This window comes from Parabacteroides sp. AD58, from assembly GCF_023744375.2.
Lineage (GTDB): Bacteria > Bacteroidota > Bacteroidia > Bacteroidales > Tannerellaceae > Parabacteroides > Parabacteroides absconsus.
In genome coordinates, this window is the sequence record NZ_CP146284.1 from 1,766,720 (window position 1) to 1,782,614 (window position 15,895).

General features: G+C 45.2%; 13 protein-coding genes and 1 riboswitch. Of the genes, 11 read left to right on the forward strand and 2 right to left on the reverse strand.

The annotated features are described in order from the left end of the window. The first annotated feature begins 248 nt into the window (after positions 1 to 248). From NEE14_RS07755 to NEE14_RS07795, 9 genes are all read left to right on the forward strand, one after another. Entirely contained in the window at positions 249 to 1,463 is a 1,215-nt protein-coding gene (locus NEE14_RS07755; RefSeq protein WP_251968571.1) for an alkaline phosphatase family protein, read from the forward strand. 198 nt (positions 1,464 to 1,661) lie between these two features. After that, positions 1,662 to 3,689 carry a tetratricopeptide repeat-containing sensor histidine kinase gene (locus NEE14_RS07760; protein WP_251968570.1) on the forward strand — a complete coding sequence of 676 codons (2,028 nt, stop codon included), beginning with the start codon at positions 1,662 to 1,664 and terminating at the stop codon, positions 3,687 to 3,689. Positions 3,690 to 3,836: 147 nt separating this feature from the next. Continuing rightward, positions 3,837 to 4,607 carry a LytR/AlgR family response regulator transcription factor gene (locus tag NEE14_RS07765; protein WP_251968569.1) on the forward strand — a complete coding sequence of 257 codons (771 nt, stop codon included), beginning with the start codon at positions 3,837 to 3,839 and terminating at the stop codon, positions 4,605 to 4,607. Between the two features lie 157 nt (positions 4,608 to 4,764). Next, complete coding sequence (gene rpsF, locus NEE14_RS07770) at positions 4,765 to 5,118, forward strand: 30S ribosomal protein S6 (RefSeq protein WP_251968568.1); 354 nt, start codon at positions 4,765 to 4,767, stop codon at positions 5,116 to 5,118. 2 nt (positions 5,119 to 5,120) lie between these two features. Further along, positions 5,121 to 5,390, forward strand: a complete 270-nt coding sequence (gene rpsR, locus NEE14_RS07775) for a 30S ribosomal protein S18 (protein ID WP_005637107.1) — start codon at positions 5,121 to 5,123, stop codon at positions 5,388 to 5,390. Between the two features lie 21 nt (positions 5,391 to 5,411). Then, positions 5,412 to 5,855 carry a 50S ribosomal protein L9 gene (gene rplI / locus NEE14_RS07780; protein ID WP_251968567.1) on the forward strand — a complete coding sequence of 148 codons (444 nt, stop codon included), beginning with the start codon at positions 5,412 to 5,414 and terminating at the stop codon, positions 5,853 to 5,855. A 182-nt stretch (positions 5,856 to 6,037) separates the two neighbouring features. Beyond that, on the forward strand, positions 6,038 to 7,909 hold the full coding sequence (locus NEE14_RS07785; protein ID WP_251968566.1) for a GH32 C-terminal domain-containing protein: 1,872 nt from the start codon (positions 6,038 to 6,040) through the stop codon (positions 7,907 to 7,909). A gap of 19 nt (positions 7,910 to 7,928) precedes the next feature. Next, positions 7,929 to 8,795, forward strand: coding sequence for a carbohydrate kinase family protein (locus tag NEE14_RS07790; RefSeq protein ID WP_251968565.1), 867 nt, complete (start codon positions 7,929 to 7,931; stop codon positions 8,793 to 8,795). Positions 8,796 to 8,803: 8 nt separating this feature from the next. Beyond that, positions 8,804 to 9,964, forward strand: a complete 1,161-nt coding sequence (locus NEE14_RS07795) for an MFS transporter (RefSeq protein ID WP_251968564.1) — start codon at positions 8,804 to 8,806, stop codon at positions 9,962 to 9,964. A gap of 143 nt (positions 9,965 to 10,107) precedes the next feature. Here the strand turns inward: NEE14_RS07795 and NEE14_RS07800 are convergent, their stop codons facing one another. Beyond that, positions 10,108 to 11,391, reverse strand: a complete 1,284-nt coding sequence (locus tag NEE14_RS07800) for a hypothetical protein (protein ID WP_251968563.1) — start codon at positions 11,389 to 11,391, stop codon at positions 10,108 to 10,110. A gap of 38 nt (positions 11,392 to 11,429) precedes the next feature. Further along, positions 11,430 to 13,793 carry a TonB-dependent receptor gene (locus tag NEE14_RS07805; protein ID WP_251968562.1) on the reverse strand — a complete coding sequence of 788 codons (2,364 nt, stop codon included), beginning with the start codon at positions 13,791 to 13,793 and terminating at the stop codon, positions 11,430 to 11,432. 136 nt (positions 13,794 to 13,929) lie between these two features. Beyond that, positions 13,930 to 14,133, reverse strand: a riboswitch (cobalamin riboswitch). Positions 14,134 to 14,769: 636 nt separating this feature from the next. Between NEE14_RS07805 and NEE14_RS07810 the strand changes: the two genes are divergently transcribed. Together NEE14_RS07810 and NEE14_RS07815 are read left to right on the forward strand one after the other, a co-directional pair. Continuing rightward, on the forward strand, positions 14,770 to 15,255 hold the full coding sequence (locus NEE14_RS07810) for a hypothetical protein (RefSeq protein WP_251968561.1): 486 nt from the start codon (positions 14,770 to 14,772) through the stop codon (positions 15,253 to 15,255). Positions 15,256 to 15,389: 134 nt separating this feature from the next. Beyond that, the gene (locus NEE14_RS07815; protein ID WP_251968560.1) at positions 15,390 to 15,881 is read left to right on the forward strand and encodes a hypothetical protein; all 492 of its coding nucleotides are present in this window, start codon (positions 15,390 to 15,392) and stop codon (positions 15,879 to 15,881) included. The last annotated feature ends 14 nt before the right edge of the window (positions 15,882 to 15,895 follow it).

Here is a 15,895-nt window from a genome sequence, read left to right on the forward strand (position 1 = left end):
GAAAGTAATTGTTTGACATTTGTCAAAAAGCTTTTCCATATATGTGATAAAGCTTTACCATATTAGTCATAAAGCTTTTTGACAGATATGCTAAAGCTATTTCCTAAGGAATTTCATATTATTCCTTCTCGGTAATTGATTTTACCATTAACAGGAGTCCTTTCAGATATGTCCTGTATTTTCAAATTTTATCCCTACCTTTGCCCCCAGAATAGACCAATTTTTCAACTATAAAAACAACAAGTATCATGAAATGCAGACTGTTTGCTTTATGTTGTATGTTATGGACGGCCTCGGCATTTGCCACTACGCGAAAGGCTGTGTTTATTATTGTAGACGGCGTACCTGCCGACATGATTGAACGGCTGAATACTCCGGCCATCGACGAGATTGCCGGCCGGGGTTCGTTCGACCGGGCCTATACGGGCGGTGAAGTGGGCGGATATTCGCAGACGCCGACGATCTCGGCCATTGGTTATACCAATTTATTGACGGCTACCTGGATGAACAAACACCGTGTAGACGGTAATTCCAACCTGAAACCGAATTACAATTACTGGACTATCTTCCGGATTGCCAAGGAACAGCCGAAAGATTACAAGACGGCCATCTATTCGAGCTGGACAGACAACCGGACGGTCTTGTTGGGCGAAGGCAAACCGGAGACGAACTACCTGAAGATAGACTATGTATGCGACGGCTACGACCTGGACACCAAGCGTTTCCCGAAGAAAGAAAAAGACCTGCATATCTTTGATATCGACGAGCTGGTGGCCCAACAGGCCGCGGAAGGCATCAAGAAAGACGCGCCCGACTTAAGCTGGGTTTACTTGTGGTACACCGATGATGCCGGACACATCGAAGGTAACGGGGCTTTCTTCGACGAGTACACGCTGAAGGCCGACCGGCAGATTGCCCAAATATGGGAGGCCGTGAAGTACCGGGAAGCAAATTTCGATGAAGAATGGATGGTTGTGGTTACCACCGACCACGGACGTACGGAAAACGGGCACGACCACGGCGGACAGTCTGAACGGGAAAGGACCACGTGGATCTCGACCAACCAGGCGGTGAACCGGCATTTTCACGACGGGCAACTGGCCATTACCGACATCACGCCGTCGATCTGCCGCTTTATGGGCTTCGAGGTGCCGCAAGACGTCTTATGGGAACAAGACGGCATGCCGTTTGTCGGCCCGGTAGACATCGCCAACATGAAGACATCACCATATGACGATGACATCATCCTCTCGTGGGACTGCCTGAACCCGAATGCCGAAGTAACCATCTATGCCGCCACCGGCAACCAGTTTCAGACAGGCGGCAAAGACAAGTGGATCAAACTGGATACCGTACCGGCATCCGACCGGAGTTATCGGATCAAAGGACTGCCGGCTTCATCGTTCTATAAATTCGTGCTTCAGACACCTCATAATCATCTGAACCGCTGGGTCAGCCGGTAAACCGGAAAACAGGCAGGCAAGGCCCGACATGCGGCCGGCCTGCCTGTTTCCCAGCCCATAAACGCCCGAAAAGAACAATTATTGTTTGATTGCAGAAAAAGACCAATGTATCACTTGATTCTTAAAGAAAAAACATTACTTTTGGGACCAGAGAGCATGTATTCATATCCAAACGCCACGAGCATAACAACAAGAGCCATGAAGAGAAAAAGCTATGTCCGTATATTCGCCATTTTACTATCGGTCATCGTGCTTGCAAGCTGCGAAAGACCTGTCTCCCGCCCTACGAATGACCAGGCATACAGTTGCGTTGATTCTCTGCTTACCCAAGCGAATTCCTATTTATTTACCGAGCCGCTCCGGTCATGCCGTATATTAAGAGAGGCATTGCCAGCCTGTACCGACGAAAAAGACCAAGTCCAGCTGCAAAATTTACTGGCCAAGGCGCTGTTCCTGTCGTCGCAGTATGATTCGGCCCTCTATTACAGCGAGAAGGTGATTGATTACTGCTGGAAACAGAAAGAACTGACGCCGCAGATCCACCGCCTGCTGACCGAAAACTACAACATCTTAGGGAACACGAAAGGGCGGACCAGCGGCAACAACCTGGCCTTACATTATTATAAACAGGCCCTCTTCCACTGCCTGCAGAGCGACAAGCAGCGCTTCCTGCCCGACTTGTGCACCAACATAGCCGACACCTACGTCAGGACAGGCGATTTCGTGAACGGCGTGATGTATTACCGCCAGGCCCTGCACTATGCCGACTCGCTCGGTCTGCCCCAGGAAGAATGTTCCTTTATCTACCATGGGTTAGGACATACGTACACCGAACTGCACGATTTCGACAACGCCGACTATTTCTACCGGCAGACAGAAGCCTTCCTTGACCACATGGACATCCATGAGAAGTTTGTTTACTTCAACAACCGGGGCCTGTATTATTATTCGAGGAAAGATTATCCCAATTCCAAGAAATACCACCGGCAGGCATTCGCGACCGTACAGGGCAGTCCGGACTACCAGTACGAACAGAACCTGTCGAAGATCAATCTGGCGGAGCTGTATCTCATCGGCGGACAGACCGATTCGGCCCGGCTCTTTCTAAAAGAAGCCCGCGACTTCTTCCTCTCCATCAACCAGACTTCGGCCCTCTCGTATATCCAGACACAAGAGTTCGCATTAGCTGTTGCAGAGAAAGACTGGGACGAGGCACAGGCCATCCTGCAGACCATGGACGACCATGAGATCGAGCCCAGCCTGATGCTGATCCGTAAACAATACCAGGAACAGTATTACACCCGGACAAACCGGTACAAAGAGGCCTATCAGGTATTAGGTGAACGCATCCGGCTGGATGATTCCATCCGGAACGAGCAGATCAAAATGCGCGTGGCCGAAATCGACATGCGCTATAAGCAGGATACGACAGTCATGCAACAGGCCATCGTGATTGAGAAACAGCAGAACCACATGCGCCTGCTGCAAATGTCGTCATACCTGTGGATCAGCCTGTGCCTGTTGCTCATTCTGGTTCTGATCTTTATCTACCTGTACGACAAAAAGCAGAAAGCCTACATCACCGTACAGCAGAAGAACAAGATTGCCGAGCTGAAGATGGAGAACATACGGAACCGCATCTCGCCGCATTTCATCTTCAACGTCCTCAACCGGTCTATCAACTACAACGAGCTCTGCTTTAAGAAAGAAGAAATATCCGAACTGGTGAAGCTGCTCCGGCAGAACCTGTCGCTCTCCGAACAGCTCTACATCAGCCTCAAGGAAGAGCTGAACTTCGTCAGGACCTACGTACACCTCGAATCAAAACGCCTGGACCAGTTCAGCTTCGAGATCGAACAGGCGCCGGATGTGAATGACCAGCAGATTTTTATCCCGTCGATGCTCATCCAGATACCGGTAGAAAATGCCATGAAGCACGGATTGCGGGCAAAGGAAGGAGAAAAGCGGCTGCGCATAAAAATCCAGCGGGAAGGCAATCATACCCTTATCCGCATTCAGGACAACGGAGGAGGCTTGCGGGGGCCGTCGATTCCTAACGACAATGCCGGACTCGGACTGAAGATCATCACCCAGACAATCAGTCTGTTGAACGAGCATAACAAGGAGAAACTGGAACTGCAGATCCACAATATCACGACGGATGAAGGAGAAACCGGCGTTGAAGTCTGCTTCAACATTCCGGATGAGTATTCATACGAATTATAAGAAGAAAAAAATTCGGATGATTAATGACAAATTTTGAATACTTAACTTTCATATCCATTCGGATATCTCTTTTGGCACAAAAAAGCGAAAATAAATTAAAAATACATCGTTTATCTTTGTTAATGAACCAATCAGTTTACACGGATAATGAAAAGGATTTATAATGTAGTGATCATAGATGATGATCAGGTAGCTATCGACAACCTGGCGGCCTGTCTGAACGACTTCCCGATGATTGAAATCGCCGGGACAGCCCGCAACGCTAATCTTGGCAAAAGAATCATCGCCAAGCATAAACCCGATTTGTTGTTTCTCGACATGGAACTGTCAGACATGAACGGCATCGATCTGTTCAACCAGATACGCGATGAAATAGACTGGAGCATGCGGGTCATTGTCTACTCGGCACACGACAAGTACATGCTTCAGGCCTTCCGCGAAATAGCATTCGATTATCTGCTGAAGCCGATTGATCCGGCTGAACTCGAGACGGTCATCAGCCGTTCGATCGAAGACATCGACCAGGAACAGGTAGCCATCGCTCCGCCCTATATTCAGCTGAGAAGCCTGTCAAAAGAAAAGCAGGCCTTTGCGATAGCCACACCGACCAACGACTTTCAGGTACTTCATACCGAAGACATCGGCTACTTTAAATACAACCAAGAACGAAAACAATGGGAAGTTTACCCCTGCTCCCAACCTAAAATTGCGCTAAGAAGAAACACCACAGCCGAAAACATCCTGAAAAGTTCGCCGTCGTTCGTGCAGATACACCAGTCGTGCATCATCAACATCAACTACCTGGTCACCATCAAGGAAAGACGCTGCGTGCTGTATCCGCCTTTCGACCAGGTGAACGACCTGAGCATCTCGAATATTTTCCACAAGAAATTACTGAAGATGTTCCAGCAATTCTGACCCGGCGGATGCAGAAACGAGGAGGACAGCTCAACAAACGGCTGAAAATTGATTACTTAAAGAAAAAAAGAGGCCGCTAAATTTGCAGTATCAGAAAAAGTTCGTACTTTTGCACCGCGAAAAATATTAATAACATTATTATCAAAAACAGTATTGTATGAATAATTACGAAACCGTTTTCATTTTAACTCCCGTTTTGTCTGATGCACAGATGAAGGAAGCGGTAGACAAGTTCACAGGTATCCTGAAAGAACAGGGTGCAGAAATCGTGAATGAGGAAAACTGGGGCTTGCGCAAGTTAGCTTATCCTATCGACAAGAAATCAACTGGTTTCTATCAGCTGATCGAATTCAAAGCAAAACCGGAAACCATCGCTACTTTGGAAGTTAACTTCCGTCGTGACGAACGCGTACTCCGCTTCTTGACTTTCCGTCAGGACAAATATGCAGCAGAATATGCCGCTAAGAGAAGAAATTTGAAATCATCTAAAGAAACAGTAAAGGAGAATTAATTATGGCAGCTACTCAATCAGAAATCAGATATTTGACTCCGCCTTCAGTTGACGTTAAGAAGAAAAAATATTGCCGTTTCAAAAAGAACGGTATCAAGTATATCGACTACAAAGATCCTGAATTCTTGAAGAAATTCTTGAACGAACAGGGTAAAATCTTACCTCGTCGTATCACAGGTACTTCTTTGAAGTTCCAGCGTCGTGTTGCGCAGGCTGTTAAGCGTGCTCGTCACTTGGCTTTGCTTCCATACGTAACAGATTTGATGAAATAATTAAAAAAGAGGAGACAGAATATGCAAGTTATTTTGAAAGAAGATGTAATCAATTTAGGTTACAAAGACGATATCGTAACAGTTAAGTCTGGTTACGGACGTAACTTTCTAATCCCCATGGGTAAGGCAGTTATCGCATCAGAATCTGCTAAGAAAGTATTGGCTGAAAACTTGAAGCAGCGTGCTCACAAGTTGGCTAAAATTAAGGCTGATGCTGAAGAATTGGCTGCTAAGCTGAAAGATGTAACACTGACTATCGGTGCAAAGACCAGCTCTACAGGTACCATCTTCGGTTCTGTCAACAACATTCAGGTTGCTGAAGAATTGGCTAAGTTAGGTTATGATATCGACCGTAAGATTATCTATATCAAAGATTCTGTAAAAGAAGTTGGTGATTACAAGGCAACTATCAAATTGCACAAGGAAGTTACTGTTGAAGTTCCTTTCACAGTTGTTTCTGAATAATAATCACTTACAGAATATTTTTCTGCTGAAAACATCCTGTTTTTAGACAGGCAAACATAAAAGAGGAAATACAAAATATCACATTTTTTGTATTTCCTCTTTTTTAATGATCTTTTTTACCCTTAATTTTAGGATATTATTACTGAAACCACTAATTTCGGCACAAAATAAATCCATGTATCATGAGCACATTTATCTTTAAAAAAGGATTCGCCTGCACAGGTTTACTGTTAGCCCTGGCAAGCTGCCAAAACAATCCGCAAGCAAAAATAACAGTAGTTGAGCAAAACGACACACTGACGGTATTGGAGATTGCCAATCCGACACCGTACATCCTTTTACCGATCGAAGAAAGCGCGCCGGAAGCCAAAGTTTGCCTCAGCACCGGTGATCCGGGAGATACGGAAATGGATATCCGCCTGGCTCAAAATCAGGTAGACTATCTCATTCCCTTTGCTCTTCCGACCGACGACGACAAAGCGACCCTGCGCATCCGCATGGCACCCAAAGATAACATCTGCTGGCAGAAAATGGAACTGACACACACCGTCGACTCGACCAACGTGGATCCGTTCCGTCCCGTTTATCACCACACTCCGCTCTACGGCTGGATGAACGACGCCAACGGACTGGTCTACAAAGACGGTGAATACCACTTGTTCTATCAGTACAATCCATACGGCTCGATGTGGGGAAACATGCACTGGGGACATTCCGTCAGCCAGGATCTGATACACTGGGAACCGTTCCCCATCGCCCTCGAACGGGATACACTCGGACAGATCTTCTCGGGCAGCTCGGTTGTCGATAAAGATAATACAGCCGGATTCGGACCGGGAGCCATCATCGCTTTCTATACATCGGCCAGCGACAAGAACGGCCAGATTCAATGTATGGCATATAGTACCGACAATGCCCGTACCTTTACCAAATATGAAAAGAATCCGATATTGACGCCGTTCGACGGACTCAAGGATTTCCGTGATCCGAAAGTATTCTGGTACGAACCGCAGAAGAAATGGGTGATGATCGTATCAGCCGATAAGGAAATGCGTTTCTATTCATCGACCAACCTGAAGGACTGGACATACATGAGCGCCTTCGGAGCGGGTTATGGCGCACAGCCGAACCAGTTTGAATGTCCGGATATGGTGGAACTGCCTGTCGACGGCGATGAGAACAACAAGAAATGGGCCCTGCTTGTCAACATCAACCCGGGTTGCCTCTTCGGGGGTTCAGCTACGGAATATTTCATAGGCGACTTCGACGGGAATAAATTTACCTGTGATACGAAACCGGAAGTGGCCAAATGGCTGGACTGGGGAAAAGACCATTATGCGACGGTCTGCTTCTCGAATACGGGCGACCGGGTGATAGCCGTTCCCTGGATGAGTAACTGGCAATATGCCAACATCGTTCCGACCAGCCAGTTCAGAAGCGCCAATGCCCTGCCGCGCGAACTGAGCATGTTCACCGAAGGAAATGAAATATATGTAGCCGCCAATCCGGTCAAGGAAGTAGAAAACATCCGACAGGAAGCACAGCAGCTGCCCGACTTCGAAGTAAAAGACACCTATGCCATCGACACGCTGCTGGCCGACAACCAAGGCGCCTACGAAATGTGCTTCACCCTTCAGCCCAATGCGGCAGATATTTCCGGCTTCAAGCTCAAGAACTCCAAGGGAGAAGAAGTAAACATTTACCTGGACCAGAAAGCCGGCAAGGTGGTAATGGACCGTACCCAAAGCGGTATTGTAGAGTTTGGCGGACAATCGACGATGCACCAAAAGGAAACAGAAAACCTGGCGGCTAAGAATGCCATCAATTATATAGACAACTTTGCCTTGGCAACATGGGCTCCAACAAAGAAGAGTTCTAACCATCAATTTCGTATCTTTGTAGACAAATGTTCGGTGGAACTGTTTGTAGATGGCGGCAAAATAGCCATGACAAACCTGGTATTCCCGAATGAGCCTTACAACAGCGTGGAATTTTATAACGACAAAGGTTCATCGACAATCAAGGACATGCATATTTATGAATTGAAACTATAACAATAAAATATAATGATTTATGGAAAATAAAAAACCTGTAATCGTAGGTATAGGCGAACTTCTATGGGATGTTCTGCCTACAGGAAAAAGAGCCGGTGGCGCTCCGGTGAACTTTGTTTATCATGCTACTCAGCTCGGTGCTGAAGGCTACGCTATCAGCGCAGTAGGAAATGACCTGGCAGGAACGGAAATCCTGCAGGAACTTGACAAAAACGGTATTGGCCACAGCATCGCGACGGTTGATTATCCGACGGGCACCGTACTTGTTGAACTCAACAAGGGCATCCCGACCTACAACATCGTGGAAGGCGTTGCCTGGGATCATATTCCTCTGACGGAAGAAGCGATCAATATCGTAAAGAAAGCCGATGCCGTTTGCTTCGGCACATTGGCACAGCGCAATCCGGAATCCAGAAAAACCCTGAACACACTGCTTTCTTATGCGCCCAAATCAGCCATGCGCTTCTTCGACATCAATATCCGCCAGAAATATTATTCAGAAGAACTGATCAAAGACCTGCTGCAACAGGCCAATGTGTTTAAGCTGAACGACGAAGAACTCGAGATGTTCCGCCCGATGTTCAAGCTCGAAGGCGATGAAGATACCTGCTGCCGCCACATTCTGAAGGAATACAACCTGAAATACCTGGTTCTGACAGCCGGAAGCCGCTACAGCACGATTTATTCTGCCGACGAGAAATCGACCATCAAGACACCGAAAGTAAAGGTGGCCGACACGGTTGGAGCCGGTGATTCTTTCTCGGGTGCCTTTGTTTGTTCCATCTTGTCAGGAAAGTCTTTAAAAGAAGCTCACCAGACAGCCGTCGAAACAGCGGCGTTCGTCTGCACCAAAGATGGAGCCTGGCCTGTTTACCCTAAAAAATAAATAACGTCATGAGCACACAACAAAAAAGTATGATCTGGATGCTGATCCCGGTGATGTTCTCATTCTTCACGATGGGATTCGTCGACCTGGTAGGCATCGCGACAAACTATGTCAAGGCAGATTTCCATTTGTCGGATACATTGGCCAACCTGTTGCCATCAATGGTATTCTTCTGGTTCCTGATCTTCTCTGTTCCGACCGGAATGCTGATGAACAAGATCGGCCAGCGAAAGACGGTTTTACTCAGTATCGTCGTAACCGTTGCCGCCCTCTTGTTGCCCTTGATCAACTATTCATTTGCCAGTATGCTGATTTCCTTCTCCTTGCTGGGAATCGGAAATACGCTGATGCAAGTATCATTGAACCCGCTTCTGTCGAATATCGTCACAGGAAACCGCCTGGCAAGTAGTCTGACATTAGGACAGTTTGTCAAGGCCATCGCTTCCTTCCTGGCTCCCATCATTGCCGGCTGGGCCGCTGTTTCGTGGGGCAACTGGAAGCTGCTCTTCCTCATCTTCCTGGTCATCGCAGTTATTGCCTGCGTCTTGTTGGGCATGACACACATCGACGAGAGCTCGTCGGCCGAGACCAAGAGTTCCACTTTCGGCGAATGCTTTGCCCTGCTGGCCGACAAGGTCGTATTGATTTCATTCTTAGGTATTGTCTGCCACGTAGGTATTGATGTAGGCTTGAACCTGACGGCCCCGAAGCTGTTGATGGAACGTCTGGACATGACACTTGCCGGAGCCGGACTGGCCACCAGCGTTTACTTCCTGTTCAGAACCATCGGTTGTTTCAGCGGCGCCTTTCTGCTCGCCTACTTCCCGATGAAGAAAGTCTTTATCGTCAGCGTGCTGATGATGGTAGCCGCCATGATCGGACTGTTCACGATGCAGTCGCTGGCCGCACATTATGTATGTATCGCTTTGGTAGGATTAGGTAACTCGAACATCTTCTCCATGCTTTTCTCACGCGCCCTGCTCCATCTGCCGAACCGCAAGAACGAAGTATCCGGCCTGATGATCATGGGCTTGTTTGGAGGAACGATCTTCCCGCTCTTCATGGGTATCGTATCCGACTGGATGCAGTCGCAGATCGGAGCCGTTGCTATCATGAGCATCGGTGTTCTTTATCTGCTCTCTATCATACCGGCTATCCGGAAGGACTGATCTGAAATAAGACAAAACAAGAAACCCGCCATCCGATTCACTTTCACACTTGAAAGGATTGGATGGCGGGTTATTTTTATTTCCATTCATTACTCCTCGCCGGCTTCTTTGCCTAAAAGAGTAAAAAACAAAAGAAAGTGATCTTATTCGTTTTCCAACAGACGGATCATATCAAAGTAATAACCTTCGGCTATTTCCACACCCTTTTCTACATTGCCCGTTGCGATATCATATATATAGATACAAGGATTGGCATCTTGGGTATTCACGCCGATATAGGCCTTTCCGTCTACAATCACCGAACGCTGCGCGAAACGGCCGGCGCTATAAGGGATTTCCGCACCCTGATAACTCAAACGGCTTCTCTCACCAGTAGACAGATCTATTATCGTATAGTAATGGCTGAAATCATCTATATCCGTTCCGGCCGCATCATTACGCGCATAAGCCAAAGCCTTCCCGTTACCCAGATTCTGGATGGTAAGCAATTTGCCGTCAGCATTCGGATATCCCTCGTAACTGGCATCAAAATCTGTCTCACCCTTTTTAATACGAAGCAAATGACCTTTCTCTATATCATCTTCATCGGAAAATGCAGCCAGATACAAGTCGCCGTCCTGATACAAGACGATGCTTTGCAACAATTCGCCGTATGCACTGCCTGCCATCTCATGCGCCAAGCTGTTCACCTTATTGCTCTCGACGGTCATAGTGGAAGGATTAATAACAGCCGTCAGGAAATTGGACGTAGCCTTTCCATATCGTCCCGACTTATCTTTGGCAAAATAGAAATAGAACAATTTCCCGGCAGACTCGTTGTACGTCAGTATTCCAGATGCATTGAATACCTTGGCATCTTCGGGAAGAGGCAGATCCAATGTTCCTTCCCCGACAATGTGCATATCGTCGGTGTTCAGCTTGGTCCATATAATCTTATCGGCATCACCGTTGGCCGCCATGATAAGCAGAATGTTATCGTCCAGCCATGCATGAGTATAGCTTCGTACCTTATAGGTATTCTCCACAAAAGGCTGTTCCTGAATGACCTTTACCGAGTTATCCACTACCTGCAATTTAGTGAAACGGTCGTTCGATGTAGGAACCTGATAATAATATTTGCCTTTCACGATGGCCTCCATAGAATAGGTCACGTCTTCCGAGCGGAATTCCACACCATCATTCCGTATATCAATCATCGGCTGTCCGGCATCTAATGAACTGACACTTTTAACAATGGTTCCGTCACCACGGTTCATGCCACCATGCTGGCCGATCGTCATAAAGATATCAAAATGACAGCTCGAAGCTTCAACCTGCCCGTTATTGTCGTTTCCATTATCGGGCACCGGATCCTCATCATCCGAACAAGCACTAAATGTCATTAGTGCAGCAGCAAACAAGTAGAATGCAGATTTCAATTTTTTCATTTTCAACATGCTTTTAATATTAATGTATAATTCAATGATTACTCGATGAACAGCCGGAACTTGGCCATAAAAGCACGCCCGGGCTTCTGAAGCTTGTAGTTATCATAAGCCAACTTATCGAGGAAGTTGGTACATTCCACAGACACGTTGTAGCGACCGTTATGCCAGGAATAGGTGATATCAGCATCACAGATGTGCTGTGTAGGAATTTTTGCCTTACTCTCACGTGCTCCATAAGCCTCCCAAGTAAGAAAATACCAATGCACCCACTGATAATCCATGCCAATACGCAAACGGCTGTTGTGCAGGAACACGTCATGGAACGTGTACGAGGCCCCAGAACTACTGAACAGCCAGGGACGGTTCGGAACACGGTTCATATAGGTGGCCGATGGTTTCCCGTCGTCCTTCAGCTTGCGCTGGTCACGGGCGTCCTGATAGCTGACATTGGCCGAAAGCTGAAGCCTGCCGTCAAAATCATAGCGGACTTCCCCTTCCATCCCCTTGATATTGACCGCCGGAACATTCTCATATTGCATCATTCCTTCTTTTTCAGAAACAGTAGCCTGAATATAATCATCCACAAACCGGAGGAAACCGTTCAGTTCATACGAAAGAGTATGCGCACCGGCGGGATGCCATGTACCGAACAAACCGAGGTTCACATTATCACTCTTTTCCGGTTTTAAGGCTACATTGGCATACACCGTCGTTCCGTTGCCTAACAATTCGCGGGCTAATGGAAGGCGTACACTATGTTCGAAGGAAGCTTTGACAGCCAGCGGCTGAAAAAAATTATAGCGCAGTCCGGCTCCATATCCAGGATAACTTTTGGTACTGGAACCCTTTACTTCATCCGAACCGGTCTGCCAATACAGATCGGTCTGGCGGATATTCAGGTGGTTCACGTAATTCTTCACGAAAAAAGAATTTTCCATCCGTCCGTCCCAAAGCGACTGATGGTAAGCCAGTCCCACAATATGTTTGCAAAGCACGTCGTTTGCCGCTTCAAAATCGGTATCCAGCTCATCATAGCGGTTGTTTCCGGTACGGTTCAACATATAATTCAGATTGATGCTATGAGATGCACTAAATGCATAGTCCAGATTACCCCGCACGACCGTAAGCGGACGATTGTAATGGCGTATGGAACGCCCACGCCCCGTGATCTCATTACGTGAACTTTCTATGTAGTTCCCGTTCCAGTCGTATTTGCGGTAAGCCGTATCGACTGTTATCGAATAGTCCCAAGTATGCGAGAACAAGGCGTTGAACCGCAGCCGGTCCAGTAGGAAATGATCCTTCTGGTAGCGTGCCGAAACATTCCAGGCATCACTCTGACGTTCAGCCATTCCATAAACCTTACTTTGCACGGATCCGGTCTGTAATTTTTTATCCACCTTTGAATACGATGCTGAAACAAAGAAAGCATCCGCCCACGACTTGTTCCGGAATCCGGCTTCCAGCTGTGTCAATACGGAGAAATAGCCATCGTGGAAACGCCGGCGGTCAGACGGCACGTATTTACGGCTGTCCTCATCCCAAACCTCCACTCCTTTCATCATATAGTCGTTCAGGGAATAACTGATTCCGACTGTAGGATGGACAATCAGACCGGTTCGCTTTTCCACGAACTGAGCGTTCAAGTCAGCCTTGTGGGTATGAAAAGACCCAACGCTGTAGGAAACATCCAGGTAATTCTTCTGTTCCTGGCGGGTAATGATATTGATGGCACCTCCCAATGCATCAGTTCCCAGGCTGGCCGGAACCACACCCTTGTAAATCTCTACACGATCAATAATATTTACTGGCAGGTTGGAAAGCGAGACTCCGCTTCCCTTGATATCCAAAGGAACTCCGTCGATGAAATACCGGACGGAATTTCCCGACATACCGTTGATAGACAAGTCATAATCGGAACCTACGCCTCCTTCTTGGCGGATCTTCACGCCCGCGCTGTGGTCCACTAATGTCGTAAGATTGTTCAAGGAGTTGACTATAGGCTTCACGTCCAACGCATTGACAGAAAAAGCCCCTTCTCTTATTTTCTGTGAGCGGCTCTTCCCGTAGACATTAACCCCATCCAAACTCACGGAACTCTCTTTCATCACAAAGTCTCTCGTCATATTCTGGTTCAGAACAATCGTCTTTTCCAGGGTTTCATACCCCAGAAATGAGAGAGACAAGGTATAAGTTCCTGATTTCAGGCGCAATGAGTATTTGCCGTCGGCATCGCTATAAGTACCCAAAGTTGTTCCCTTGACAGAAACAGTAACCTGTGGCATGGCACTACCGTCACGTGCCGTTATTTTCCCCGACAGGATAAAGTTATGCTGGGCAGCCGCTTCCAGACCGACAAACCACGAAGCCAACAGCAAAAACAGACAAAAAGAAAATTTCATCTTCATTTATTTCATTTCCTTAGTAACATCCTATATGCTTAGGGGGTAAAAGAAGAATGAAGTCTCTTTTTTATTGAAAGAAAAAAGATAGAAAATCAAATCTGATATTTTAATAGCCTTATTCCCCGAAAGCATCAAAACAAAGCTGTCACTGGCAGGTCTTCTGACTTGTTCCGTTCCAAGAAGCCTTCCCATCCGGCATCCGGACAGTGGCATAGAGTTTCTTAGAAGCAAATAAAGGAACTCACAGCAGCGGGTCTGTTCCGGATTTGCACCGGATTCCCTTTTCATCACCTAATCTTCGGAAAAAGAGCGGTGAACCAATAACGTAGGCAAAAGTAGAAAAAAAATATGAAATGTATTAATTTAGAGTTTAAAATTTATTTTAGCTGTAGAAAAGCCTGGATATTATAAGAAGTCGTCGAGTATGTTTATTAAAGGCTATAAATTTCACGTATATTATTTGCTGACATTTCATCTACTTCATCCATAAAAAGATTGAATGGCAATTTATTTTTATTTCCAATCTCAACTCCTTCTCTCCACTTTTTCTGACATAAAATGGTAAAGCAAAGAAAAAGTTTATATCTTTGTAATGTTTCCTTTCCACGCCGATGATAAGGGTGTGGAGGGAAACAAGACATATTATTGAAAGGCGTTTACTTGACGCTTTGGTTTTGACACTCTAAGAATCTCGCAAATTCGTTAATGATTAGTCAAAAACAAAGCAACGGTGGATGCCCTCGGGTGTATATATGTATAGCCCTTTTATACCCTCTTGGTTCCTACCTTTATACCAAGAGGGAAAGGGTGAGTTATATAATACTATCGGCGTGGGGCTTTCGGCGTTGTTCGTTTCGACTAATCGGGCAATGCGAGAGCCTTTAGAGTGTGGGACGAGCAACAAGTACAGTTCCCACGCTTTTTTTGTTTAATAGCCTTTTTGGGGGATTGGAAGGCTTTACACTTTATTGCTATGAATAATTTAGAATTTAAAAACCATTTAAAATGTACCCTTAAAAAAAAGAGATTATTATTTTACGTTGTGTTGTCTTTTTTGTTTCCAGGTATATCTTATTCGCAAAATGGCATAAAATATTCAACCTATGATCCTATTTATGTCCCTAATATACAATACAACATACCTGTTCCACCTAACATTGAAGAGGAGTATATGCTGAAAAAACAAGCTACAAAAAATCGTATTGATGCAGAAAAACGTAAGAATATTATAGGATATTACTTAAGTAGTAATAAAGAATGGGTTGAAGTACGCTTACATTTGAAAACAGATCCTGCTACTACAAATGATTTATACGTAGATGGATATACAAAATTGGGTAGTCAACTAATGAAAAAATGTAATGCACAAGTATATGAGGTCACTCGTGTTTTTGATGGTGATTTAGTAGATTATTTTAATTATAAAATTAAAGTAGAAGGAAGAAGTATCTATTTTTAAATAGATTAATTAAGCCTAAATAGTTAAAGTTCATCTTGAATATTCCTTTGGTTTCTTTATCAATAACATGAAGTAAACATTTGGGGAAATAAAAACAAATTCTTATATAAAATAACATTCATAAATATATTGTCATGAAATTCTATAACACATTCAGTAAATACATATTAATTATAATACTTTCTTGTGTATCAATATCAATCAATGGACAAACTTTTTATTACAGTAAAAACATTAATAATTTATGGGGCAAATGGGATAATAATATTAGCTATACACTAGGAGGAACTTACTCTCATTTTTACATTTATTCTACAAATGATCATCCTTCTAACTATAAAATATTAGTAAGTATCCCTCTTTTTGATCCTAATATTATAAGTAAAAAAATAAAGAAAGAAACAGTCAAGAAAAAAAAGTGGTATGAGTTTAAAGGGAGTGTAGAATACTATACTAAAGGCTCAGATAAATTTATTGATAGATTTCCTTATGGACCGGGGGCTACAGATCCTGATGTAGATAAACATGTATCTGAAGCGATTATTAAAATACAGCCATTCAAAAAAAATCCTCAAGTATATAATATATATTTTGATGGTATAGGCTTAGCCATATGGATCCCTTAAGAATCTAATAATAA

What these genes read in the sequence shown, in the direction of transcription:
- NEE14_RS07760 (WP_251968570.1), top strand. Translation starts at nt 1,662, where the DNA reads ATGAAGAGAAAAAGCTATGTCCGTATATTCGCCATTTTACTATCGGTC.
- rplI (WP_251968567.1), top strand. Translation starts at nt 5,412, where the DNA reads ATGCAAGTTATTTTGAAAGAAGATGTAATCAATTTAGGTTACAAAGAC.
- NEE14_RS07790 (WP_251968565.1), top strand. Translation starts at nt 7,929, where the DNA reads ATGGAAAATAAAAAACCTGTAATCGTAGGTATAGGCGAACTTCTATGG.
- NEE14_RS07765 (WP_251968569.1), top strand. Translation starts at nt 3,837, where the DNA reads ATGAAAAGGATTTATAATGTAGTGATCATAGATGATGATCAGGTAGCT.
- NEE14_RS07755 (WP_251968571.1), top strand. Translation starts at nt 249, where the DNA reads ATGAAATGCAGACTGTTTGCTTTATGTTGTATGTTATGGACGGCCTCG.
- NEE14_RS07815 (WP_251968560.1), top strand. Translation starts at nt 15,390, where the DNA reads ATGAAATTCTATAACACATTCAGTAAATACATATTAATTATAATACTT.
- rpsF (WP_251968568.1), top strand. Translation starts at nt 4,765, where the DNA reads ATGAATAATTACGAAACCGTTTTCATTTTAACTCCCGTTTTGTCTGAT.
- NEE14_RS07810 (WP_251968561.1), top strand. Translation starts at nt 14,770, where the DNA reads ATGAATAATTTAGAATTTAAAAACCATTTAAAATGTACCCTTAAAAAA.
- NEE14_RS07785 (WP_251968566.1), top strand. Translation starts at nt 6,038, where the DNA reads ATGAGCACATTTATCTTTAAAAAAGGATTCGCCTGCACAGGTTTACTG.
- NEE14_RS07795 (WP_251968564.1), top strand. Translation starts at nt 8,804, where the DNA reads ATGAGCACACAACAAAAAAGTATGATCTGGATGCTGATCCCGGTGATG.
- NEE14_RS07800 (WP_251968563.1), bottom strand. Translation starts at nt 11,391, where the DNA reads ATGAAAAAATTGAAATCTGCATTCTACTTGTTTGCTGCTGCACTAATG.
- rpsR (WP_005637107.1), top strand. Translation starts at nt 5,121, where the DNA reads ATGGCAGCTACTCAATCAGAAATCAGATATTTGACTCCGCCTTCAGTT.
- NEE14_RS07805 (WP_251968562.1), bottom strand. Translation starts at nt 13,793, where the DNA reads ATGAAATTTTCTTTTTGTCTGTTTTTGCTGTTGGCTTCGTGGTTTGTC.